Here is a 25,972-nt window from a genome sequence, read left to right on the forward strand (position 1 = left end):
AAAGAGATGGGGGAACGGAGCGAAGGGATAGACGACCGAAAGTGGCTGCGGCTTATGAAGGGGCGGATCTGATCTTGTTACTGGCGATGCGGCCAAGGAACAATTAGCGGCAAAGGGAAGCGGAGACACGAAAGCAGCGGGCGCTAAGCATTATATTTACGGGAGGAATTAGACGAATGAAAACAAACGAAGTGCCGATCCGACTGCAGTGGCTGGGCGGGAAGGTGCCTAAGGCGTCGGTCGGGGTCACGTGGGGCGTGCCGTGGACGGAAGGCGAAATGCCGCGAGGCGAAACGTTCACGCTCATCTCGCCGTCGGGCCGGGACATTCCGGTACAAAGCTGGGCAACCGCTTATTGGCCGGACGGCAGCGTTAAATGGAGCGCGCATGCGGCTGTCGTGCCGCAGGACGAAACGGGGACAGGAACGTATCTCCTGCGTAGGAGCGCAGCTCCGCAGGTCGGCGCAGCACCGGAAATCGTCGTACGGGAACAGGAAGACTCGGTAACGGTCGATACGGGGGCGATTCGCTGCACGTTGAATCGTTCGGGGACGTCGATCATCCGTTCGATTCGCAGAGGAGAGAGAGAGAGCGTTACGGACGGCAAGCTGGTCTGCCTGCGCGAACAATCGACCGAGTCGATGAGCTGCCGCGTCACCAAAGAAGAGCGGTTCGTAGGGGAAACGCTTCGCGTATTCGTAGAGCAGACCGGCCCGGTCCGCGCCGTTGTGCGAATCGAAGGCTGGCATCGAAGCGAGCATGGGGAGTCGTCGTTCCTCCCGTTCACGCTGCGGCTGTATTTCTTCGCCGGCGAACAATCGTTCCGCGCGGTACATACCTTCGTATATGAAGGAGATCCTCATCAGGATTTTATTAAAGGGCTTGGGCTGCAGTTCACGGTCCCGACGGAAGGGCCGCTTTACCATCGACATGTCCGATTCGCGGGGGATTCCGGCTTGTTCCGCGAATCGCCGAAGACGCTTATGACATTCCGTACGAAGGGGAAGTATCGAGAACTGTTCGAGCGTCAGTTGGAAGGGGAAAGCGTAACGTTCGATCCTGCGGAAGACGAACGCTTCCTCGAACTACTCGACGATTCCGCCGTATGGGACAGCTTTAAACTTGTCCAGGATTCCGCGGATCACTATTCGATCTGGAAACGGACGAAAGAGGGCTGCAGTTGGTTGAAGGCCGCCGAAGGCCGCCGCTCCGGCGGGATGATGTACTTCGGCGGGGAGCGGGGAGGACTGGCGCTCGGCTGCAGAAACTTCTGGCGGAAGCACCCTTCCGCGTTGGAGATGCATGGCGCGAGCAAGGATGCCGCTGTCTTGACGGCGTGGTTCTGGTCGCCCGACGTCCGCGCCATGGATTTGCGACACTATGACACCGAGACGCACCTGATATCGTCTTACGAGGGATTCGAAGAGCTGCGCAGCACCCCGCACGGCATCGCCAATACGAGCGAAATGACTGTCTGGTGCACGGATCGCATGCCGAACAGTGACACGCTTCTGAGCATGGTCGAACTGGCCGATCGCCCTCCGTTGTTGGTTTGCGAGCCAGGATATTACCATCGCGCTAGAGCGTTCGGTTATTGGAGCCTTCCGGACCGAAGCACGCCGGCCAAGGCATGGATCGAAGACCAATTGGATGCCGTAATCGCCTTTTACAAGGAAGAAATCGAACTGCGCAAATGGTATGGCTTCTGGGATTACGGGGATGTCATGCACAGTTACGACCCTTCTAGACATGAATGGAGATACGATATCGGCGGCTGCGCTTGGCAAAATACGGAGTTGGCGCCGAACATTTGGCTATGGTACATGTTTCTGCGTTCCGGCCGCGAAGACATCTTTCGTCTCGCGGAAGCGATGACGAGGCACACGAGCGAGGTAGACGTCTACCATCTCGGCGAATACGCGGGACTCGGCTCCAGACACAATGTGATCCATTGGGGCTGCGGCTGCAAGGAAGCAAGGATCAGTATGGCGGGCTTGCACCGTTATTACTATTACTTGACCGGCGACGAACGTCTCGGCGACATTCTCGACGAGGTGAAGGATTCCGATTATGCGGCGGGGGATCTCGATCCGATGCGTTCGTATCTGGCGAAGGACGAATATCCGACGCATGTAAGGATCGGACCCGATTGGGCGGCGTTCGCCTCCAACTGGTTGACTCGCTGGGAACGGTTCGAAGATACCGCATACCGCGACAAACTGCTGGTCGGCATCGATTCGCTCAAGCGGCTGCCCTTCCGAATGAACACCGGACCCGTAATGGGGTACGATCCGAATACAGGGGAACTGCACCATCTGAGCGACGATAACTGGGGACGAACGCTGATGATTTGCATGGGCGGTCCGCAAACCTGGCTCGAGCTCTCCCTGATGCTGAAAGATCCGGAGTGGGAGGATATGATCGCCGAGGTCGGCGAGTTCTACAACTTGACGAAGGAAGAGAAGCTGGAGCGAACCGGCGGAGCGATCGGCAATAAGGGCAATTGGAGCTATCCTTATTTCTCCTGCGGTCTTGTCGCCTATGCCGCTAAGCGCATGGAGCGCCGCGACTTGGCACAGCTGGCATGGCAAATTTTACTGAGTTCTGGGCTCGGGGACGCGCCGCTTTCCGCGATGGAAAGCGCGGTTAACGAACGAGATTACGTCAGGCCGATTGCTCGGGAAATTCCGGAGATTTCGACCAACGCGGCGTCGCAATGGAGCATTAACGCGATGATGTGCTTGGAATTTATCGGCGACCAATTGCCGGAGACGCTTGAGCGGGCAAGGGGACAGGTTTGATCCAAGCGTCCCTCGGAAGCGTCAGTCGTAACCTACTCATATGGGAGAGATGGATATGGCGTTGCGTTTCGATTTCAGTCCCGGAGGAAGCGCGGAAGCCGGGCACGTAAAGGTAACCGATGCGGATGTGTACGACAAAGAGCAGGGCTACGGTTTCAGCGAGCGATCTCGGATGTCGGATAGTACGTTCCTCGTGGATATCGGGGACGGCAACTACCGAGTGACGGCGACGATCGGCGACGCGAAGGAGCCGGCCTGCACCACGGTTCGAACGAACGGCGAACGTCTCGTCGTCTTGAATCTTCGCACTGAAGCCGGACAATTCGCCCGCGAATCGTTCGCCGTGAACGTGCGCGGCGGCAGGCTTCGCCTTACGTTCGGCGGGCCCGCGCCGCGTATTCGGGCGCTGGAAATCGCAAAGGGGGAGGATCAGACGACGCTTTTCCTCGCCGGGGATTCCACCGTGTCGGATTGGAGCGCGGGGAAATACCCTGAATCGGGATGGGGCCAAGTGCTTCCGATCTTCTTCACGGATCGCGTGGCGGTCGCGAACCATGCGAAGAGCGGCCGAAGCTCCAAGAGCTTTCTGGCGGAGGGGCTTCTTGATGAGATACAGAAAGTCATGAAGCCCGGGGATTACTTGTTCGTCCAATTCGGTCACAATGACCAAAAGAAGGACGAGGAACGAAGTACGGAACCTTCCACGACGTACCCCGAGCATCTGCGCAAGTACATCGATGCGGCGCGAACGAAGGGGGGCGTACCCATACTCGTCACGCCCGTACACCGGCGTTATTTCGAACCGTCGGGAGAGCTGCGGAATACCCACGGCGAATATCTCGACGCGGCGAGACGACTAGCGGTCGAGGAGGGAGTGCCCTTAATCGACCTCGCCGAGAAGAGCAAGCAGCTTCTCGAGGAACTCGGTCCCGAAGGTACGAAATCTATCTTCCTCTGGGGCGAGCCCGGCGAGTGGACGAATTATCCGGAAGGCATCCAAGACAACACGCATTTTCAGGAGCGGGGCAGTCTTCGCATGGCCGAACTGGTCGTTCAAGGGATTGAGGAACTCGATCTCCGCCCTTTGGCTTTATACGTGAAGCAGCCGTCATTCCGTGACCGGATCGCGAACAGGCACGGATGATTCGTCGAGGTCTTCTGCGTTTAGGGGGTATCGCGTCACCGCGTCTTCGCGGTTTTCGGCGAACGCCCGGTAAGCTTGCGGTAGGAGCGGAAAAAATTCGAATAGCTGTTGAACCCCGACAGGAAGCAAGCCTGCGTTGGGGGATGCCCGCGCAGCATGAGTTCATCCGCCAGGCGTACCCGTTTGTAAATAATATATTGGTTAATTGAGTAGCCTGTCGCCTCTTTGAAGGCGCGGCACAAATGATATTTGTTTATATAAAATTTTCGCGTCAACGAATCGAGGTCCAGGTTGTCAGCGAGGTTGGAGTTGATATATTCCAGCACCTCGTTGATTTGGTGGTGGACCTTTTTCGCGGGGGCGGGGCGTTCCGTTTCGGAGATGCGGTTGATCGCGTGCAGTATTTGGGCAATGACGCATTTCGCGATAAATTCGTCTTCGGCGCTCCGCCGCGTAAGATGTCGCCGCAGCGTATCGAATAAATCGAGCAAGCCGGCGCTTGCGGCCGTCTCGGCTTTGATTTGATTGTCATGGCCCGGTTTGCGGTATTTGATGGAGCGGTAAAAATCGATTCCGTTCAGCAGAAACGGGGGCAGCAGCGTTTCGGTTAGCGTTAAGACGGCTCTCTCGTAAGGCAGTCGGTCGGAAATGTTGACGACATGCAGCTCGCTCGAATTCAACATGAGAATGGAATATGGCTCCAGCTCGTACCGCCCGCCTTCGATCGTGAAGCTTCCGGCGCCGCTAATGAACATATAGATTTCGTAACCGCTCTCATAATGGGGCTTATAATCCAGTGGGTTAGGTTTTTCGTCTCGGACGTGGCTGAAGCGGAACGAACCGTCCGCAGCCGCGTAACGGATATTTTGTTGTTCGGCAAGTTCCATCCGCAGCACCTCGCCCCCATAATAAAGCAAGATTTGCAATCTTTCAATCAAATACCGCGAAGATCTTCGAAAATATTACTGTTACCATGTAAAGATAGTACATCATCAACCATAAGGTGGGATACAGGTGACTACATTGCAAAGGGACCATGTACGAATGGGCGTCATCGGGCTCGGCAATATGGGCTCCAGCCATTGCTTACAAATCCACATTCATAAGAAGGTGCCGGGGCTCGAGCTGGGCGCCGTGTGCGACACGAGCGCGGAACGCAGGGAGTGGGCGTCCGGCAGCTTGCCGGGGGTTCCGGTTTTCGAGAACGCGACGGACATGTACAAGAGCGGGTTGATCGATGCCGTCTTGATCGCGGTACCGCATTACGACCATCCTTCCCTTGCAATCGAGGCCTTCGCCTACGGACTTCACGTTTTGGTCGAAAAACCCGCGGGAGTGTACACCAAGCAAGTCCTCGAAATGAACGCCGCCGCCGAGCGGTCCGATGCCGTATTCGGCATCATGTACAACCAGCGGACGAACCCGGTGTACCAAAAGGTGAGAGACTTGGTCCATAGCGGAGAATTGGGCGGCATCAAACGCGCGGTTTGGATCGTTACCGATTGGTACCGCTCTCAAGCATATCACGACTCAGGCTCTTGGCGGTCGACGTGGGCGGGCGAAGGCGGCGGCACGCTCATCAATCAGAATCCGCACAATCTGGATTTGTGGCAGTGGATTTTAGGCATGCCGAAGACGATCCGTTCCTTCGTCGGCTACGGCAAGTACTACGATATCGAAGTCGAAGACGATGTCACCGCATATATGGAGTTCGCGAACGGAGCGAGCGGCGTCTATATTACATCGACCGGAGAGCTGCCGGGCACGAATAGACTCGAAATTTCCGGAGACATGGGCAAAATCGTCGTCGAGCATAACGAGATCGCCTTCTATCGGAACCGGATCTCCGAGCGGGAGCACAATCGGACTAATACCAAGCCTTTCGGCAGAGTGGAATGCTGGAAATGCGCGATCCCCGTGGACAAAAACAGCGGCGAGCAGCATATCGGCATCATGAAAAACTTCACGAATGCCATTCTCCGCGGGGAACAGCTGCTGGCGCCGGGAGAAGAAGGCATCAACGGTCTACTGATTTCGAACGCCATCCATTACTCGAGCTGGACGGACAGCCTCGTGGATGTGGAGAAGTTCGACCATGATCGTTTTTACGAACTGCTGCAGGATAAAATCGCTAATTCCAAGGCGAAGAAGAACGTGGTTCAACAAGTCGCCGACGTCGCGGGCACCCATTAAGGAGGAGACGCTATTATGGCTAAGATTGCGGGAGCGCAGCTGTACACGGTCCGTGAATTCGTGAAAACGCCGGAGGCGATCGACGAATCGTTCCGGAAATTGAAGGAAATCGGGTATACGACCGTTCAAGCTTCGGGACTCGGTCCCATTCCGGCGGACGAACTGGCCGCCATCGCGCGCGCTCACGGCTTGAAGATCGTGCTGACGCATACGCCTTACGCGCGATTTACGGAAGATTTGGACGGGGTGATCCAGGATCATCATACGCTCGGATGCGGATTAGCGGGGATCGGCGGATTGCCCCAACAGTACAGGAATGCGGAAGGGTATTTCGCTTTCGCCAAAAAGTTTTCGAACATCGCCGACGAGCTCGGGAAAAACGGGCTGAAATTCAGCTATCATAACCATCATTTCGAGTTTCAAAAATTCGGCGGCAAGCTCGGGTTGGAAATCCTTATGGAAAACACGAATCCGGAAACGTTCCTCTTTACGTTGGACACGTATTGGGTGCAGGCGGGGGGAGCCGACCCGAGCGCATGGATCCGCAAGCTGGCGGGAAGAATCGAAGCCATTCACTTGAAGGATATGACGATCATTGGCGAGAGTCAAGTCATGACCGAAGTGATGGAGGGCAACCTGCCGTGGCCGGACATGTTCCGCGCGTGCGAGGAAGCGGGAGTCCGATGGTATTTGGTGGAACGGGACAACGGACCGACGGACGCATTCGACAGCTTGCGGATCAGTTACGAGAATTTGAAACGGGTAGGATTCGCTTAATACCCGTAGGAGCGCAGAGCGGAGCCGCCGGCATGTTCGGGCTCCGCTTTCCTTGTTGTACTCGTCGGTGCTCCTCTGTAAAATGAAGAATACTACTAAGCGGGATTCATTGCCACGACAGGAGAATTCGGATGAGGAAAGCTCGAACATTATGGTTCAACAGCCGAAGCGTTCTACTTACCTGGGCGATTTCCTACGCTGCCGTTCTTTTGCTTCCAACCGTCCTAAGCGCGGTCGTGTATATACAGTCCAGCAAAATGTTGGTCGACGAAATTCACGCGGCGAACGACTCGCTTCTGAAACAGCTGAGAGAGATGATCGACAAGCAAATCGAAGCGGTCGACCGGTTAAACTTCGAGCTTTCCTGGAATCCGAAAGTGCGGGAGCTGATCGACCAACATAAGTATTCGATTTACCCGGAAGAGTTTTTATATGATCTGCACAACGCGACCAAAGATCTGGTGATGTACCAATCTGCATACACCGGTGCGGACTTGTTTTATGTTTATTTGGCCTCGAGAGACGTCGTCATGCTTCCGGGGGTATACCGGGACGCGGACTTCGCTTATGCGGAGCATCATAAGTCGGTGCAATTCAGCTACGAGGATTGGATGAATATTCTGCGGAGGGAAAAATTCAAAGGATTTATCCCGATGGTGCGTACGGACGAAAACGGAAGCCCGGTCGCTACGCTAGCTTACGTCAACACATATGCTTACGAGAACGGGAAACCTACCGGCGCGAACGTCATCATGATCGACCAACCGAATATGCTGACGGCGATCGACCATTTCGAGGTGTTCAGCGAAGGACATGTGCTTATTGCGGATGCCGACAATCGGGTGCTCGTCTCAAGCTCGAATTCGGAGCTGCCGGCCCGGCTGCCGTTCGAGGAACTGGAGAAAAGCGACGGCATTTTCTTCTGGGAATCGGACGGGAACCGGTACGAGGTGTTCAGCATGGAATCGGAAGTTTCCGGCTTAAAGTATATTTCTATGATTCCAAGCGAGCTGTACTGGCGGAAGGCGGAACTCGTCCGCAGGCTGACGGCGTTGAGCATCGCGGCAAGCCTCCTCGGGGGAGGGGGATTGACGTATTTCTTTCTGCGCAAAAATTATAACCCCGTGAGGCAGCTAGTGCGCGCTTTCAAAGACAAACCCGTAAGCAAGGAGAAAGGGGCGAACGAGTTTCATTTCATTCAGCGGGCGCTGGATACTACACTCAGCGAGATGGACAACATGATGCTTCAGATGAAACGGCAGCATTATACGCTTCGCTCCAACTTTCTGATGCGGATGCTGACGGGGAAGCTGGATTACGAACTTCCGATGGAAGAAACGTTGGCCACGTTCGATATGCGGCTGTTGTCGAACGATTTCGCGGTCATGCTTTTTATCATCGAAGACCATGACGTCTTTTTGGAACGGGTGCAGGGGAAAACCGAGGGCGAGAAGCTGCGTTTGCTGCATTTTATCGTAACGAATGTGGTGGAAGAGCTCGTCAATAGGCGGCACCGCGGGTATATGACCGAGACGGGCGACGCATTGGCGTGCCTCGTTACCCTGTCCGAGACGTCGCCGGAGTCGCGGATGGACGAGCTGCTGCACGTCGCGCGTTCGGCCCAACAATTCCTGAAAGACAAGTACAGCATTTATATCACAGTATCCATCAGCGGAATTCGCAGCGGCTTGGAACAGGTTCACCATGCGTACCAAGAGGCGCTATACGCGATGGAGTACAAGCTGGTTATGGGGAAGCAGGAGATTCTCCCGTACGAAGAAATCGAAAAATACCATACGCGGACGGAGAACGATACCGGGTATTACTTTCCTTTGCAGCATGAACAGCAGCTGATGAACTTCGTGAAAGTAGGGGACTTCGAATCCGGCAAAGCCGTTCTGGAAGAAATCCTGGAAATGAACTTCTCCAAACATCCGTTGTCCGTCCCGGTAGCCAGATGCCTAATGTTCGATCTGGTCGGCGCACTAATCAAAAGCATAGGCGAGCTCGGGGTTGGACGGGAAAACCTGTTAACGCAAAACCCGAGACGAATCGAAAAGCTCTCCTCGTCGGAGACGCTTGCGGAGATGCGGGATCAATTGATGGGGCTGCTTCATGAAGCTTGCGAATATGCCGGAGCCAAACGCCAGCACAATATCCAAGCGGCCCGTCTGCAAGCTCTGGACGGATTCATCCGCGGGGTGATCGCGTACATCGATGAACACTACACGGACCCGGGGTTAAATGTCTCCGTGCTGGGACACCGGTTCGATATGAAGCCTACGTATTTATCCAAATTGTTTAAGGAGCAGACTGGTGATGGACTGCTCGACGCGATTAACAAGCGAAGAATCGGGCATGCCAAACGGCTTATGACGGAATCGCGCGTGACGGTGAACGAAGCGGCGGAGCGCTCCGGTTATAACGATGTCGGCACGTTCATCCGAACGTTCAAGAAAATCGAGGGCATTACCCCCGGAAAATACAAGGAGATCGTAGAGGATGGCGAATACCCTAAGCCATGAAGTTGACTTAGTTTTGTTTATGGGACAATCGAATATGGCTGGCCGGGGGACGGCCGAGGATGCTCCTGCCGTACCTCCGGGCGCGGCGTACGAATTTCGCGCGATCTCCGACCCGACGAAGCTTTACCATCTGGCCGAACCGTTCGGCGCCCATGAAAACAACGAGGCGAGCGGAATCGCCGAGATGACGAAAACCGGATCGATGGTGTCTGCGTTTGCTATCGAATACCATCGGCTCGCGGGGAGACCGGTCGTGGGCGTTTCCTGCTCGAAGGGAGGCACTTCGATCAACCGTTGGCAGCCGAACGGGACGTTCCTTCGAGATGCGATAGCGCGTTACCGGTCTGCCAGCGATTGGTTAACCGGCAACGGGTTCGTCGTTCGGAATCGGTTTATGGTATGGTGCCAAGGCGAGACGGACGGCGACCGCGGCATGACGAAGGCGGAGTATGCCGAGAAATTGAAGGCATTGATCGATGCGATGATCGAGGAGGGACTTGAGACCTGCTATGTCGTGCGGATCGGCAATCATCGGGATCGCGCATCGCTATATAACGACATTATCGATGCGCAGACTGAGCTTTGCAAAACATACAAACATGCGGTGCTTGTGTCCACGAAATTCGCAAGCATGGCTGCGGATGGACTCATGAAGGACGAATTCCACTATGTGCAAAAGGCGTACAACATTGTCGGCGCCGAGGCGGGGATGAACGCTGCCTTCCATGTCCTTACAGGGAAAGAGCCTTCTTTGTATGATCCCAAAACCCAATCGATATACTTACCCAATAAGTAAATGAATTCTTGTTCATAACCTTCACGCGCTGAAGGTTATTTTGTTTTCGGCCCTGATTCGTTGATTTTCGCTGAACTTCCGCGGAATTTTCATGAATTGCATATGGCTTTGGAGATTTTGCCGATGCGAACGGCGTCTTTTTCAATCGAATTGGATGAAGTGAAGATATACTTAACGTACCTAAGCGTCCTATAGTGAAGACATGAGCGGCGTAAAGCGCCCTCATCGAATGTGCCAAACGAACAATGATTCAAGGAGGTTGCTAGAGTGAGAATGACAAACAGAAAAAAAACAATGTCCGCGCTCTTGACAGTCCTGTTAACAGGAAGCGCCCTTGCGGCGTGTACGAGCAATGGAGGAGGGGCTAACGAATCGGAAACGGCTCCTTCGTCCGAACCGCCTGCGGCAGCCCCAACGACGGGAACGTATCCCATCCAGACGGACAGGACCCTCACCTATTGGGGAGCGCTTCCGAACAGCTTAACCGGAGTGAAATCCGAACATGCCGAAGTACCTTTTTATCAGGAGTGGCAAAAGCGTACCGGCGTGAAAGTCGATTTCACGGCCCCGCCTGCCAACCAGGTAGAGGAATCGTTTAACGTCATGCTGGCTTCCGGAGAATTACCGGATCTGATCGAGTACAACTTTATGAACTTCCCTGGCGGTCCCGAGAAAGCGATCCAGGACGGCTACATTTTAAAGCTCAACGACTTGATCGACAACTACGCGCCAAATTTAAAGAAATACCTCGAGGAACATCCGGAAGTCGACAAAATGGTGAAGACGGACAGCGGCAGCTATTTCGCATTCCCTTTTATCCGCGGGGATGAGTCGCTTCTCACGTTCCAAGGACCTGTGATCAGAAAAGATTGGCTCGACGAGCTGGGGCTGCCGATTCCGGAAACAATTGACGAGTGGACGACCGTGTTGACGGCGTTTAGAGAACAGAAGGGGGCCGCGGCGCCGCTTTCGTTCGTAGCCAAGCCGAGAGTATTCAACGAATTAGGGAACGGCGCGTTCGTCGGCGCCTTCGGAGTGACCCGCGATTTTTATCTCGAAGACGGAACGATCAAATTTGGGCCGGCGGAACCGGGCTACAAGGAGTTCCTGGCGCAATTCCGCGAATGGTATGCTGCCGGATTGTTGGACAAGGACATTGCAACGGTAGATTCGAAGTTGATGGATGCCAACATCGCATCCGGCGCAACCGGAGCCACTTGGGGAAATGCAGGCGGCGGGATCGGCAAATGGTTGCCGCTTCTTAAGGATCAAAATCCGGACGCTTCCGTCGTCGCTGCGCCGTACCCGGTGTTGGAGAAGGGAACTACGCCGAAATTCGGACAACGGGACTATGCGTTCTCTCCCGGCGGCATGGTGGCGATCTCCGGAACGTCCCAAAACGTTGAGTTGGCCGTGAGAATGCTGGATTACGGTTACAGCGAGGAAGGGAATATGTTCTTCAACTTCGGTACTGAAGGCGTCAGTTACACAATGGAAAACGGTTATCCGAAATTTACCGATCTCTTGATGAAAAATCCTGAAAAACTCGCTCCCGCGCAAGCGATGTCTCTCTACATTCGGGGCAATACGACCGGCCCGTTCGTTCTCGACAAACGCGTCATCGAGCAGTATTTGAACTTGCCGGAACAGCAGGAAGCCGTCGCTATTTGGAAAGGAACGGATATGGCCAAGCACCAGCTTCCGCCTGTCACTCCGACGCCGGAGGAGAGCGCGGAATACGCGAAAATTATGGCGGACGTCAATACGCTGGTGGACGAAATGACGCTGAAGATCATCCTTGGGGCCGAGCCGCTGGATGCCTTCGAATCTTATGTGGAAAAACTGAAGTCGGTAAAGCTCGACCGCGCGATCGAAATTAAAAAAGCGGCGCTGGATCGTTACATGAGCCGTTAATCGGTCGACAGACCGTCCGGGCGGAGAAAAGCGCCACTCCTCCCGGCGGTACACATTATAGAAGGCGCCGACTGCAGCGGGAAGGAGTGGAGACACATGATCGGAAATACAAACTCTGTCGACAGAAACAGCTTTAGATACAGGTTCATTCGCGATTTCAAGATCAATAAGTTGTTGTACTTGATGATGATTCCCGTGCTCGCTTATTACGTCGTATTTCAGTACCTGCCGATGTATGGGGCGATCATCGCTTTCAAAGATTTCTCCCCCATGAAGGGGATTCTGGGCAGCGAATGGGTAGGATTTCAGCATTTCCAGGATTTTTTCTCCAGCTACTATTTTTGGCGCATTTTAAAAAATACCGTCATTATCAGCCTTTTTGCGCTTTTGTTCGTGTTTCCGGCTCCGATCATTTTGGCGCTGCTCATTAATGAAGTTCGAAATCAAGGCTTTCGGCGCGTCGTTCAGACCGTTTCCTATATGCCTTACTTCATCTCGCTCGTCGTCATTTGCGGCATGATTACGGACTTTACCAGCAGCAACGGCATCATTAACATACTTTTCACTTATTTCGGCTACGACGGGACCGCCATGCTGCAGAACCCCGGACTGTTCCGTCCTATCTACATTTTGTCGGAAATTTGGCAGAAGGTCGGATGGGAATCCATTATATACATCGCGGCTTTGATGAGCATCGATCAGGAGCAGTACGAGGCCGCCCGCATCGACGGCGCCAGCCGCCTGAAGCAGATGCTGCATATTACGCTGCCGGGACTGTTGCCAACCATCACGATCATGTTCATTCTTCGGATGGGCAACATGCTCGACGTAGGCTTTGAAAAAATTATTCTGTTGTACAACCCTATTACTTACGAAACGGCCGACGTCATTTCTTCTTTCGTATACCGCAAGGGGCTGCTAGAGTTCGGCTGGAGTTACAGTTCCGCCGTGGGGCTGTTCAATTCGTTAGTTAATCTGATGCTGCTAGTTGCGGCCAATTATTTCAGCCGTAGAGTCAATAACAACAGTCTGTGGTAGGAGGGGAACGATGAAAACGAAAACCGACGTTGCGGATCGAGGGTTCGACATTTTGGTCGTTTCCCTACTATCCATGCTTGTTTTAATTACGTTGTACCCGCTGCTCTATGTCACGTTCGCATCGTTCAGCGACGCTTCCCGCTTGGTCGCCCATCAAGGGATCCTTTACAAACCGCTGGGTTTTAGTCTCGAGGCGTATAAGAGCGTGTTTAACAATCCGGCAATCATGAAGGGGTACGGGAATACGCTGTTCATTTTGGTTGCGGGGGTTACCGTCAATTTGGCGTTGACCGCGGTGGCCGCTTATGTGCTCTCCCGCAGGAATGTCATGTGGAATAACGCCTTTACTTTCCTCATCGTGTTCACAATGTTCTTCCAAGGCGGATTAGTTCCGCTGTACCTAATCGTCAAGGGCGTAGGTTTGATCGATTCCTTGTGGGCGACGATCATCCCGTTCTCGGTTAACACCTTCAACCTGATCATCATGCGGACCGCTTTCCAGGCCATTCCAGAGAGCTTGGAGGAATCCGCGAAAATCGACGGAGCGAATCACCTGACGATTTTGCTTCGGATTATTTTGCCGCTGTCGATGCCCGTCGTAGCCGTCATGATTTTGTATTACGCCGTGGAAAAATGGAATGCTTGGTTTTATGCCTCCATCTTCTTAAAAGATCGCGATCTGTTCCCATTGCAACTGGTGCTCCGGGAAATATTGATCGCCAACTCGACGGATTCGATGACGAGCGGGGCTAGTACAGCGGATCAGTTCCAGATCGGCGAAACGATCAAATACGCAACGATCATGGTGGCGACGGTGCCGATTTTATGTGTGTATCCGTTCGTGCAAAAGTATTTCGTGAAAGGCGTTATGATCGGCGCGGTGAAAGGGTAATGCGCGCGCCGCATCCATGGGGAGGAGAAGAGAGATGCCTGCTTTGCAACTCGACGAGCAAGAAATCCGTGACCGCATCGATCGAGTGGTACACCGGACGTTCCAGATGGACTTTGATTGGGATTGGCCCGGAGGAGTGGCGTTTTATGGTGTCTCCGAAGCATACGAAGCTACCGGCAAAGAGGAGTATGCAGCCCGACTGAAAGAATGGGCGGACGAGCAGTTGGAGGACGGCTTGCCCCGTCTTACGGTCAATGCGGTATCCATCGGGCATACTCTGCTTACTCTGTACAAAGCTACCGGTGACGAGGTCTATAAGGATTACGCGGTGCAGATGGCGGAGTTTCTAAAGCATGATGCCGAAAGGTTCGCGGACGGGATCTTCCAACACACCGTCAATTCAGCCGCGTACAACTTCCCCCAACAGGCTTGGGTCGACACGATGTTCATGGCCGGTTATTTCCTTGTGCGCATCGGGCATTTGCTGGAGCGGGACGATTATTTGGAAGATGGCATTCTTCAGTACCACGGTCACGAGAAGTTCTTACAATGTCCCCGGACCAATCTATATTACCACGGCTGGGATCATGTATCGCAGACGAACATGTCCGCTGTTTTTTGGGGAAGAGGGAACGCTTGGGCGGCCATCACGATGGCGAGGGCGTTACGGTTGATCCAGGTTACGCATCCTTCATTTATGGTCATCGACGGCTCGCTTCGGGATCAATTAAGCGCTTTGGTTCGTTTGCAAGCTGAGGATGGATTATGGAGAACCGTCTTGACTGACTCCGACGCTTATACGGAAACCTCCGCTTCGGCGGGCATCGCTGCCGCGCTGCTCTCGAGGGGGAAGTTATACAATAAGGTTGTAAATCGCTCGATCTCCGGAATTTTGTCACGGATCGCTTCGGACGGTTCCGTTCATGGCGTGTCTGCGGGTACGGCTGTCATGCGCGACGCGGAAGGCTACAAAAACGTGCCGTGTCAAAGAGTTCAGGGGTGGGGACAGGGGTTAACCCTAGTGTTTTTGTCCTCGCTGTTGGCTCCGCAGGAAATTTGAATCGTTAAAGAAAACCACAATGCGACTAGCCGTCGCTTTGTGGTTTTCTTTTGGCTAACGGCACGGGGTAGAACGGCAAATTCCCTGCAATAACGATGATTCCTCTTTAAAGTAAAGAGAGTACATGGCTTTTGGATCGAGGGGACAAATCTAGCGTAAATATAATATTTGTTATAATATTAGCAATGCGAAATGGCTTAAGTGTCTGAGTAATTGAATATCCCCGCGCGTCAAATTATAAGCGCTTACAGGTGGTGAATTAGATTTGTCCAAGATGTTTATCCATCATCGATCAATAAGAGCCACAATGGCCGGGATTTTACTATTTATCATTGCGATCATGGTGATCAGCTTTATTATAATATTACACAGGCAAAATGTGGTGTCCCGTGAATACGACCATTTCGCTCAAAACTACTTCAACCTCAGCAGGCTGCCCGGCATACTGGAAAAATCGTCGACCCATTTCGAATTGTACCTTCGGGAGCGGAACGATGAATCGCTTGCGCATTACGAAGAGGCTTATCGGCAAATGAAGTCTATCATAGCTCTGATTCAGGACGAACCCGGGGTGGACGATGATCTCACCTTTTATTCTCGCAGCTTAACGAATATGATGGATTACCATAGGGATTTAGCAGGTGAGACTTTAAAATATCCGAATTTTACGGAAATCATCTACTTGCGCGATTTATATGATTACATGACGCAACAATCGCATTCGCTCACAGCATCTTATTTAAATTACGGAAGCTTGCGTTATAGTGAAATTCTGGAGAAAGAAAAGCAAGTTACGAACACGACTTATATACTGCTTGCGGTCATCACCATGATGTCTATCGGATTCGCCGCCTTGTTGACCCGCGGGCTGTTTCAAACGATCAAGACGCTGGCCCGATTTGCAAAGCTTTTGGCCATCGACGCCCAATGGCATATACCGGACTTGAAGCCGAGCAAGTACATCGAATTGAATGTGGTGGCCGATGCCTTCAATCTGATGAAAAGGAATATGCGTCAGTATATTAATGACTTGCAGGAAAAAGCGAGTATCGAGCTTGAACTGAGCAAGGAGAAACTGAAGAATCTGGAAATTGACCGCCTCCTGAAGGAAACTCAGCTGCGTTCGTTGCAGATGCAAATGAATCCTCACTTCCTGTTTAATACCCTGAACATGATCTCCCGCAAGGCGATGCTCAGGCAAGCGGACAGCGCTGTTGAGTTGATCCAATCGATTTCCGAAATCTTAAGATACAATCTTGATAATGAGGGAAGACCCGTTGAACTGCGAGAGGAAATTAGAGTGCTAAAATCTTACCTAACCATCCAGCAGATGCGTTTTCAGGGACGGATGACTATCGATTTGCGGCAGACCTTGAAGGAAGGCTTGGCGTTCATTCCTCCGATGACCTTGCAGCCGATTGTGGAAAACGCTATCATCCATGGTCTTCAAAATAGCGTCCAGGGAGGCCGCATCGTGATCGAGGTTGCTGAAGAGGGTAGCCATTTCGAAATACGTATCGAAGACAACGGGAAGGGAATGACTGAAGAACAGCTGGAACAGCTGTTCCAACGTCAAGGGGAGTCCGGGAAGAACAGCATTGGTCTTGATAACGTAAGGAGGAGGCTGGAAATCCAATTCAACCGATCTGACTTGATGACGGTTGTGAGCCGCCCCGGTCAAGGAACAACCGTAGCTATCATTATACCGAAGGAGGGGGAACAGGGAGATGTTAACCTTGCTTATAGCGGAGGATGAATTGATCGAGAGGGAATCCCTCCGATACTTGATCCAGCAGCAGTACCCTTCGTCCATTCGGATCGTCGATGAGGCCGCAACAGGGAAAGAAGCGGTCGAGAAAGCAATGGAGTTAAAGCCGGATATGATTCTTATCGATATTCAAATGCCGGAAATGGACGGTTTAACGGCCTCGGAGACAATTCGGAAACATTTGCCCGAGTGCGAGATCCTCATTCTTACGGCGTACGGTCAATTCGAGTATGCTAAGAAAGCGATCTCCTTCGGAGCAAGAGATTATTTACTAAAGCCGATTTCCAACCGTAATTTATTCGATGCGATCGACCGGTTATCCGATGTAATTCTGAAAAGGAAGGCGTCCGCGGAGCGCAGCAAAAAAATGGAGGATCAGTTCGCGCATTGGCGCTATTTGCTGGAGCGGGAATTTTTTTTGGAGGCGTTATATACGTCCAATCATGCTAAGCGCCAGCTTGAGGAATATCTGTCCTGGTTGGAAGTAGAAAGTCGTCTCTTTGTCTGTATGGCGATTGATTTGGAGTCGGGCCAAGCGCAAGCTCCCTCGATGCTGAACGCGATCCGAACCCGGTTGGCTTATCATACTGAGCATGTGATCGGTACTGCGCTTGGGAAAAGAATAGTGCTCCTCCTCCTTGGAAAGCTTTCCGACGAGTCGGTAGGTTCGCATTCTTTCCGAACTGCATTGACGGAGACGGAGTCAATGGTCCGAAAGAATACCGGTATTGCTTGTCATATTGGTCTCAGTCGTGTCTTCTGCGATCTGAACCATTTACCGTATGCATACCGGGAAGCGGCAGCGGAATTGGACAAGCGCCGAACGGCAGTTCCGTTGCGGAAAGAGGAAGCCGGTTATCCCTATGCTCTCGAGGAACAATTATGCGACCGAATTTTATTGGAGGATGTGCAAGGCTCTGCTGAGCTCGTTGCAGATATCTTTCACCATTTCACGGCCAAGCGCGCTGAATTTTTGCGACAGGATGTGCGCCAACTGTGCGCGCAAATCCACCGCAGCCTGCTGCAGCATTTCGGTTCCTTCGAGAGTTCGGAGGTGGAGGAGATGACAGCTGAGTTGGAGCTTTTGTCCCTTCCACAGGAGTTGGCAGCTTCGCTGAGAAGATGGCTCCCGGAACTGATCGCGGTCGTCGGCGAGAAACGAAAATCGAACCGTGACGAATTGATCCGTCTCATCAAGGCGTACTTAGAAGAGCATGTTAGCGATGATTTGTCCCTGGAGTCAGTTTCCAAAGAGATAGGTCTTAGCACGTTTTATTTGAGCAAGTACTTCAAGCGGGCAACGGGCGTTAATTTTAAGGAATACGTTATTCAACTGCGCATGGAAAGAGCAAAGGCGCTCATCCTGTTTCAGAACAAGACGGTGCAGGAAGCGGCGCTTGCTGTCGGTTATCAAGATCCGAATTACTTCAGCAAAGCGTTCAAGAAATATACCGGTTTTTCTCCAACGCAATTTACGTCTATAACGGACAAATAATTCCAGAAGCAGGACAAGGAATTCCCTGTTTCTTTTTTTTCGGCCTTGTTATGCTAAATACGCAAATACGGAGGTGTTATCACATGAACGGAAAGGAGATGCTGCTTCCGCTTCTGGTGGCTTTGTTTCTATTTCCAACGACGGGTTGTATCGATCGGAATGAAAGCGCTTCAAACGGGGGTGGTAAAGAGGTTCAGGACAAGATCGTACTGCGCTTTGCCGAAGTAAATTCGGAATCCGATCCGATCGTGTCCGCGATTCGTCATCTCGCAGACACTCTCCAGGAAATCAGCGAGGGACGGATCGTTGTCGACGTGTTCACGAGCGGGCAATTGGGAGATCATCTGCAAGTGATACAGTCGCTTCGGATGGGGGCGGTCGATTTGACCCGGACGCAGCCTTCCTATTTGGCAGATGCGGGGGTCAAGGGAATGCACATTTACTCCCTGCCTTATTTGTTCCGGGATGTCGATCATGTGTGGAAGACGCTGGAGGGTGAAGTCGGCAGCCAATTGCTTAACGATATTCAGGCTTCAGGCAGCCGCCTTGTCGGCATCGGGTATTACGCGACGAGTCCGCGCGACTTCTTCTTCAGGAGCAAGCAGGTGACTCGGCTGAGCGACATGAAGGGGCTTAAGGTGCGTGTTCCCAGCGGACAAATTTACAATGACATGGTCCATGCATTCGGAGCCGATCCCGTCCCGATCGAGTTCGATGAATTGTACAGCGCTCTGCAAACCGGGGAAGTGGACGGTGCAGAGCAGCCGATCAAAGGCTATCACAGTGGAAAGTATTACGAGATCGCGGGTTATTATACGGTTGACCAGCATATTGCGGATCCGAGCGTCATCTTGATTTCCGAGATGACCTGGAGCAAGCTCAGCATGGAGGATCGCAGGCTCATTCTCGATGCCACGGCATCCAGCGTCGAATTTTTCAAGCGCATCTCCGCGGAGCAGGATGCGAAGGCTATGGAGGAGCTTAAGGCAGCGGGAGTTCAGTTTTCGGAAATCGAGGATCCCGAGCAATGGTGGGAATCAGTCCAACCCCTGTACAAAAAATACGGTGAAGGCTATGAGGAACTGATTGAGAAAATCCGAGGGATCCAATAGCTACTATTAAAGAATAATGAAAACGCTTCAAATAAAGGGGCTAGAGGTTGTTGAGATGATCATTTTCTGATTTACAGAACGCCGCCTAACAGGAAAATGGGAGGATGAAAATGAAAAAATCGGGACATATACGAACAATCCTAACTTTTGCGCTAACCATTGGTATGACGTTTTCCCTTGTCACACCAGCCGTTGCATCAGCAACTGAAGAAAAGAGCACTACTGATACTGCGGTGCTGCGAAACTTCATCTCCGGTTTGTGGGAGTTGACAGGGGACAACGGGCTTCCAGCTCCTGAGAGTGCCTCGATGGACCGCGCCATCAATATCGGGGTAGATATTGACGGCAACGCCCTCACCGCAATAGATGAACAAGACCTGAGATATTACGAAGGCAAATACTATCTCTACGGCCAATCTTTTATCCACGGAACATTTCACTATGCGGGAGGTACTCGGAATTGGCCGATTACTCCAACTAGCCCGGAGTCGTTTTACCGCTATGGTGGTATGGACATCTACAGCTCCGATGACCTTATGAACTGGAAGCTCGAGACGACTGTCTTCCTGCAGGATGATATAGGGGATATCATAACAATCAAGAAACCGCGTGTAGTTTATTCCGAAAAGACGGGTCTGTACACCATGTGGCACCTAAGGGAAGCTCTTGTCGGCGTCTCTGGAATTCCCATAGCCAGCCAGCGCACTAGAATCGCCCAGTCAACCTCACCTACTGGCCCCTTTAAGTATATAGGTAGGCCATACCATGCAACTGATCCGACCGGAAACGCCATTGGCAACGACTATGAGATCGTCGTCGCGCCTGATGGCACCGGATATCTGGTCAACTCTCACAATGGCGTAAGTGTCTCCAGACTCAATCCGGAGATGACCGGGATCGAGGAGACAATCAACATTCCTGTCAGTACGATCGCCGGCGGAATCGGTCTCCATTGGCGGTACGACAAAAATGGGCAACTGTGGTGGTATGTCACTGGTAGCGAAGGCTGCGGTAATTGCGTATCGGCAGGCTTCCATTACATTTATGCGAAAGACGACCCGATGGGAACGTGGATCAGCCCCGTAGACGGAAAGACTACAGAAGAAGGGCAAATAACGCCATACACTCTGGCCGCTAATGTGGAACGGTCCCAGGTACACAGCTCCAAAATGTTGCCGGACAGCGATGGCAATATGCACGTTCTCATTCCCGCAACCCATTACCGCAGGGATATGGCAGCTCCTACCGCCAGCGGCGACAACAGCATGGCCCTAGCCGGACACTTCTATTTCCCGCTCAAATACACAGCAGACGGCAAAATCTACGATCTAGACCTCCAGGACGCTGAGGAATTCCCACTGGCGAAGGCCGTGGAATACTCCGTCCCGCCCGCCTATGAAGCACAATTGATCATCACTTCAAATGACATCTTCTATCACAGCAACAGCAACAAGGCGGAAAATAACGGCGAATACGACGCTTGGTTTGACGAAACGATTCAGTCAAACATCAGATACGTTGAGCAGTCCTGGGATATCCAAGCCGGCGAACCCCTTGCGGCCATCATGCCCGCAGTGTTCCAGCGAACCCCCGACTACAGCCAAGTAGGGACTTCAAGACCAAATGCATATATCCCTGCTCAAGATCCATTTGTCAATGCGCCGCTCGTTGCAAAACTCGAGCTGCCGGGGGACATTACCTATGAATGGGAGATTGCCCCGCAAACTGTCAAATGGGCGCCTACGCAGGTTGCGCTCAATCTTCCGGAGGTATTCACAGGAAGCGGTCGCGCAACACTGACGTTGAGTACAGAGGCGACCAATGGCGGATATGGAGTTGCTGTCGGCATGAAGGAAGGGAATGAACGTTACCGCTTACGTAATAGCTTGTACAGAACATATAATGAGGCCGAGGGCGGATGGGTCGACCGGCCCGGAGTAGAATTTTTGATGCGGATATCATCCGAACCCCTGTCTGCCCCGGTAATCAAGGTTCAGCCCAAGAGTCTTACCGTCACGGAAGGCAATACCATAGGTTTCTATGTGATTGCCGATGGCGTTGGCCTTGGATACCAGTGGAAGAAGGACGGTGAAATCATCTACTCCGCCAACTCCGCTTTGGGCTCTGAGGCGTCCGCACCTTCGTTCCGTATGCAGGACGTTACAAAAGCCGATGAGGGCACCTATACAGTCGAGGTATTTAACCAGGTTGGGAGCGTGACGTCTGTGCCTGTAACATTGGAAGTGGTCGACGGCCACACGCTGAGCGGGACGGTGACTGTCGACATCGAAGGTTATTCGTTCGGCGACTCTAGCCTTTTTTCTCTCAATACTGTAGTTAAGATTTTCACGATTACTGATGGCGTCATAGGGGATCACCCGCTTGCTGAAACACTGGTAAGAACAGACGGTAGATTCAAATTTGAAACCGGATACAGGGGTTCGGCCATGGACGTGGACAACTTTATCCCGAGAAAATTTGTGCCGGGCCAATACGCCGTAATCATCAGTGGAATACATGATGGAGAAATCTTTACTACGGCCAGACATATCGAGATTACAGACTCCGATAAAACATTAGAATTGGTTGTTGAGAAGGATGATTCCATCAACGCGGTTGTAGACATTCAACCGACAACATGGAATGCAAACTCCAAAGGAGGCGACAAAGCATTAACGGCCAAAATTGAAATCGCTTCTGACGATTTAATGAAGGATAGCATCGCGAACATTACCATGGTCGTGAATGGCCGACCCATTTCGGCGACGGAAGCCAATATCACTGGAAAATCCATCACTGCGAAATTTGATCGGCAGCAAGCGAATACGGCGCTTGCCGGCACGAACGGGGTCATCGAGGTAGAATTCTTTGTCTACTTAAACGACGGTAGCGTCTTTATCGGAAGGGACCTCGTTCAAATCATCCAGTAACGGATAAAGGAAAAGTCGGGTTACCATAAAGGTAGCTCGACTTTTTTCCATTTATTATCGCTTCACGCAGTAGGATATAGCAGTGTACAACACCGGCTTTTTCCAACGCAGTTTTCCGTTGAAATCGGACAAATAATTCTAGAAGCAAGCCAAGGAATTCCCTTCTTCATTTCTTTCGGCTTTGTTACGCTAAATACGTAAATACGGAGGGGTTACGACATGAAAAAGAAAGGGGATGCTGCTTCCGCTTGTATTGGCATTGCTTCCATGGCGGTTTTTATCGACTGGAATGGAAGCGCTTTATAGACGAAAAAAATCCACGGATCCAATAACTACTACTAAGAGAGGTGTTCCCTATGAAATTGAAAAAGAGTTTCCTTGTGATGGCAGCAATTTTATTGATGGTCGTCAGTGTTTTGAGCGGTTGCGGATCCAGTTCCAACTCCGGCTCAGGAGAAAGCGCCTCCCCACAAAAGAATGAGACTGAAGCACCCAGTACCGCAGAAACGGGCGCCGTAGCAGAAACAGGCGGCGCCGGCGAGGAGAAGGTTGAAATCGAGGTGTGGTCTTGGCTGCCGAAGAGTAACGAGTGGCCCAAGCTGATCGAAGCGTTCGAGAAGGCTAACCCGAACATTGCGATTAAACCGGTAACATACGAGAACAAAACCGATTACGAACAAAAGCTTAAACTCGCCATGGCTACGGGCGAGGGACCGGATGTCATCGCCAACCAATTCGGCGCGTTTCTGAATTCCATGATTAATCAGGTGGAGCCGCTAGAGCCGTACGTCACCAAGGAATGGGGCGATAAGTGGACGGAACAATTTAAGCCTACTGCCGTCGAAAGATTGAAATCGATTCCGGGCATGCCGGGCATGCCGATCGGCTTAGTTGCCGTACCGCTGATCATGTACGATGCGGACATGTTCGAGCAGGCAGGTATTACCGAGTTGCCGAAAACGTACGATGAGCTGAAAGAGACGCTCAAGAAGATCGAGCAGGCCAATTTGCCGGGAGTTATGCCTCATCTGGGCTTTGGCGGCAACGAGTGGGGACCGCAGGTGCGCGCGCTGTACGTTAATCTGGCGAATCAAATCGCACCTAACAAGATTTATGAAGCGGATGCCGGGAAGATTCCTTTCACCGATCCGGATTTGGTCAAAGCGGCCGAGCTCATGAAGCAATATGCCGATGACAATGTGTTCCAACCGGGATTTTTAGCCAACAAGCTGAATCCCGATGTACAGAACGAATTGTTCTACAACAAAAAGGCAGTTCCCATGATTATGATTGGTTCTTGGGGCGTATATACGTGGACCGACCGCGAGAAATACAAAATTGCGGACCGCAAATTCGGTTATTTCCCGCTCCCGCCTAGCGTCGGAACAGAGCCTAACGTACAGGGCGATGTCAACTACAACCTCAGTATCACAAAGTTTTCCGAGAAAAAAGAAGCCGCATGGGAGTTCGTCAAGTTTATGGGCGCAGGCGAATATCAAGCGATGCAGGCGATCAGTCTAGCAGAGATGCCTGCAGCTGCAAGCGTTGAAGGTTATGACAAGAACTCTCTGCAGCACGAGTCTGAGAAGGACGCTTTGGACACGATCACACGGATCAGCGAGCAGAATACGATCGGCTTCCGGAGCCTTGAAAACGCGGAAGTCGAGTCGGCTCTGTTCAAGCAACTGCAGATGATGCTGGACGGCAAGCAGACACCTGAAGAAGCGATGAAGCAGGTGCAGTCGGTATCGGAGAAAGTGAACAGGTAATCCTTTCGAAAACGGATAAAATAACGGGGGCTGCAAGGCCCCCGTAACAACTAAGAGTTTGACCAAACGCGAGAAGAAGGTGAGTTGCCCTGAAAAACAAAATTGATTGGCTAGGGTATGTTTATATTTTTCCGGTGTTTTTATTCCTCGGAATGTTCGTGTTTTGGGGCATGTTTTATAACGTATATATTAGCCTCTTCGAGTGGGATGGCATCGGAACGAGCAAGCTCTACATCGGCCTTGAAAACTACTTTAATTTAGTACGCGATGCCGACTTTCTCGAAGCCCTTCAAAATACGGGGACTTTTACAGTCGTTTATGTGGTTTCCGTTATTTTCATAGGATTTATGACCGCCTATTTGCTGCATTACCGGATCATGGGCAAGACGTTCATGAAAACCATGATCTTTCTTCCTCACGTATTTCCGGTCTCGGTAGTGGCACTGTTATTTTACGGCTTCTACGATATGAACATCGGGTTGCTGAACGAAATTCTTCGCGGGATCGGACTCGATTCGTGGGCGATCGCTTGGCTGGGTCAGTCAGAGACATCGCTTTATGCCGTGATCGTGGCTTTTATATTTTCTCAACTTGGGTTTACCTTCATGGTGTACTACACCAGCTTGCTCTCGATTAACGAGGAAGTGATGGAGGCTGCCCACCTTGACGGGGCGGGATTTTGGCGAATGAGCGCCGGCATCGTATTCCCTATTCTAAAGGGAGTTACCGTATCGCTAACGATCACCGGCATCATTGCGACGTTGAAAATATTCGATATCGTCTGGCTGATGACCCAAGGCGGACCGGGGAGTTCTTCTGAGCTTGCGTCCACCTACGTGTTTAAGCAGGCGCTGCAAAATTATCAGCAAGGATATGCGTCTGCCATCTCCGTTGTGCTGCTGCTGATCGCTTTGATTGTTACAGCTGTGAATTTGAGTATTTATGTAAGGGGGACGCGCAGATGATTAGACAGGTGCCTACCTATCAGACTGTAATCATGAATGTTGCAATGGGCTTGTTTATTATCGCTTGGCTGCTTCCCTTTTATTTTTTCATAACCCGGGCTTTCGGTACGGAAGGGTTGGACAATTTCAAAGCAGTGCTAGGCTTGCCATTATTTCCAAGGTTTTATCTCAACAGCGCGATTATCGGCGTTTCCGTCGTCGCAATTAAAGGAGTCGCGGTCGTGTTCGCCGCATATGCTTTCTCCCGTATGCGTTTTCCAGGCAAAGAAATTCTCTTCTTGATTACCCTGACCGCGCTGATGATTCCTCCGGCGGCGTTGCTCGTGCCATTGTTTCAATTGATGTTGAAGCTGAATTGGTTAAATACGTATATGTCGGTCATCGGTCCGGAGGTGGCGATGGGTTTGCCGTTAATGGTGCTTCTTGTCCGGGTCGCTATCGATGAAATTCCGAAGGATCTATTCGAGGCCGCGGAAATCGACGGCTGCGGCCACCTTGGCAAACTCCGGTACGTAGCGCTGCCCATCATCGTTCCTGCGCTAGCGACCGTTACCGTGCTGACGTTCCTGCACGCATGGAACCAATATTTGTTCCCGCTCGTGTTTATGCAGGATGCGGAAATGTATACAGTTACGCTGTCTCTAAATTATTTCAAGGGCGAATACGGCGTTGATATCGGGAAAATTTTCGCAGCGATGGTGCTGGTTTGTCTCCCGGTCATCGTGGTGTATCTGATTGCGCAGAAATTTTTACAGAAAGGGCTCGTATCCGGGGCCGTCAAATAACGTAGCAG

The 25,972-nt window shown here is 52.0% G+C and carries 18 protein-coding genes; 17 read left to right on the forward strand and 1 reads right to left on the reverse strand.

From position 1 onward, the window contains the following. The first annotated feature begins 176 nt into the window (after window positions 1-176). The gene (locus VE009_RS03615) at window positions 177-2,801 is read left to right on the forward strand and encodes a hypothetical protein (protein WP_325006032.1); all 2,625 of its coding nucleotides are present in this window, start codon (window positions 177-179) and stop codon (window positions 2,799-2,801) included. A 55-nt stretch (window positions 2,802-2,856) separates the two neighbouring features. Next, window positions 2,857-3,945, forward strand: a complete 1,089-nt coding sequence (locus tag VE009_RS03620; RefSeq protein ID WP_325006033.1) for a rhamnogalacturonan acetylesterase — start codon at window positions 2,857-2,859, stop codon at window positions 3,943-3,945. 35 nt (window positions 3,946-3,980) lie between these two features. On the opposite strand, the gene VE009_RS03625 is transcribed toward VE009_RS03620, so the two are convergent. After that, the gene (locus VE009_RS03625) at window positions 3,981-4,832 is read right to left on the reverse strand and encodes an AraC family transcriptional regulator (protein ID WP_325006034.1); all 852 of its coding nucleotides are present in this window, start codon (window positions 4,830-4,832) and stop codon (window positions 3,981-3,983) included. A gap of 157 nt (window positions 4,833-4,989) precedes the next feature. Between VE009_RS03625 and VE009_RS03630 the strand changes: the two genes are divergently transcribed. From VE009_RS03630 to VE009_RS03700, 15 genes are all read left to right on the forward strand, one after another. Beyond that, window positions 4,990-6,138, forward strand: a complete 1,149-nt coding sequence (locus tag VE009_RS03630; RefSeq protein ID WP_325006182.1) for a Gfo/Idh/MocA family oxidoreductase — start codon at window positions 4,990-4,992, stop codon at window positions 6,136-6,138. A 15-nt stretch (window positions 6,139-6,153) separates the two neighbouring features. Next, a complete protein-coding gene (locus VE009_RS03635; protein ID WP_325006035.1) occupies window positions 6,154-6,915 on the forward strand; it encodes a sugar phosphate isomerase/epimerase in 762 nt (253 codons plus the stop codon). A 131-nt stretch (window positions 6,916-7,046) separates the two neighbouring features. Then, window positions 7,047-9,440, forward strand: coding sequence for a helix-turn-helix domain-containing protein (locus VE009_RS03640; protein WP_325006036.1), 2,394 nt, complete (start codon window positions 7,047-7,049; stop codon window positions 9,438-9,440). Next, a complete protein-coding gene (locus tag VE009_RS03645; RefSeq protein WP_325006037.1) occupies window positions 9,418-10,236 on the forward strand; it encodes a sialate O-acetylesterase in 819 nt (272 codons plus the stop codon). The genes VE009_RS03640 and VE009_RS03645 overlap by 23 nt, the downstream gene beginning before the upstream one ends. A 546-nt stretch (window positions 10,237-10,782) precedes the next feature. Continuing rightward, complete coding sequence (locus VE009_RS03650; protein WP_325006038.1) at window positions 10,783-12,150, forward strand: ABC transporter substrate-binding protein; 1,368 nt, start codon at window positions 10,783-10,785, stop codon at window positions 12,148-12,150. 96 nt (window positions 12,151-12,246) lie between these two features. Next, the gene (locus VE009_RS03655; protein WP_325006039.1) at window positions 12,247-13,188 is read left to right on the forward strand and encodes an ABC transporter permease; all 942 of its coding nucleotides are present in this window, start codon (window positions 12,247-12,249) and stop codon (window positions 13,186-13,188) included. A gap of 10 nt (window positions 13,189-13,198) precedes the next feature. Further along, on the forward strand, window positions 13,199-14,080 hold the full coding sequence (locus tag VE009_RS03660) for a carbohydrate ABC transporter permease (protein ID WP_325006040.1): 882 nt from the start codon (window positions 13,199-13,201) through the stop codon (window positions 14,078-14,080). Window positions 14,081-14,114: 34 nt separating this feature from the next. After that, window positions 14,115-15,140, forward strand: coding sequence for a glycoside hydrolase family 88 protein (locus tag VE009_RS03665; protein ID WP_325006041.1), 1,026 nt, complete (start codon window positions 14,115-14,117; stop codon window positions 15,138-15,140). Window positions 15,141-15,414: 274 nt separating this feature from the next. Continuing rightward, window positions 15,415-16,896, forward strand: a complete 1,482-nt coding sequence (locus VE009_RS03670; RefSeq protein WP_325006183.1) for a sensor histidine kinase — start codon at window positions 15,415-15,417, stop codon at window positions 16,894-16,896. Next, window positions 16,868-18,403: a response regulator gene (locus tag VE009_RS03675; RefSeq protein ID WP_325006042.1), complete on the forward strand. Its 1,536-nt coding sequence runs from the start codon at window positions 16,868-16,870 to the stop codon at window positions 18,401-18,403. The genes VE009_RS03670 and VE009_RS03675 overlap by 29 nt, the downstream gene beginning before the upstream one ends. A gap of 83 nt (window positions 18,404-18,486) precedes the next feature. After that, the gene (locus VE009_RS03680; RefSeq protein WP_325006043.1) at window positions 18,487-19,515 is read left to right on the forward strand and encodes a DctP family TRAP transporter solute-binding subunit; all 1,029 of its coding nucleotides are present in this window, start codon (window positions 18,487-18,489) and stop codon (window positions 19,513-19,515) included. Between the two features lie 104 nt (window positions 19,516-19,619). Then, on the forward strand, window positions 19,620-22,445 hold the full coding sequence (locus VE009_RS03685; RefSeq protein WP_325006044.1) for a hypothetical protein: 2,826 nt from the start codon (window positions 19,620-19,622) through the stop codon (window positions 22,443-22,445). A 356-nt stretch (window positions 22,446-22,801) separates the two neighbouring features. Continuing rightward, complete coding sequence (locus VE009_RS03690; RefSeq protein ID WP_325006045.1) at window positions 22,802-24,214, forward strand: ABC transporter substrate-binding protein; 1,413 nt, start codon at window positions 22,802-22,804, stop codon at window positions 24,212-24,214. A 170-nt stretch (window positions 24,215-24,384) separates the two neighbouring features. Beyond that, the gene (locus VE009_RS03695; protein WP_325006046.1) at window positions 24,385-25,179 is read left to right on the forward strand and encodes a sugar ABC transporter permease; all 795 of its coding nucleotides are present in this window, start codon (window positions 24,385-24,387) and stop codon (window positions 25,177-25,179) included. Continuing rightward, a complete protein-coding gene (locus VE009_RS03700) occupies window positions 25,176-25,964 on the forward strand; it encodes a carbohydrate ABC transporter permease (protein WP_325006047.1) in 789 nt (262 codons plus the stop codon). Before VE009_RS03695 ends, VE009_RS03700 begins: the two co-directional genes overlap by 4 nt. Window positions 25,965-25,972 lie beyond the last annotated feature (8 nt).

Source organism: Paenibacillus sp. (assembly GCF_035645195.1).
GTDB lineage: Bacteria > Bacillota > Bacilli > Paenibacillales > YIM-B00363 > Paenibacillus_AE.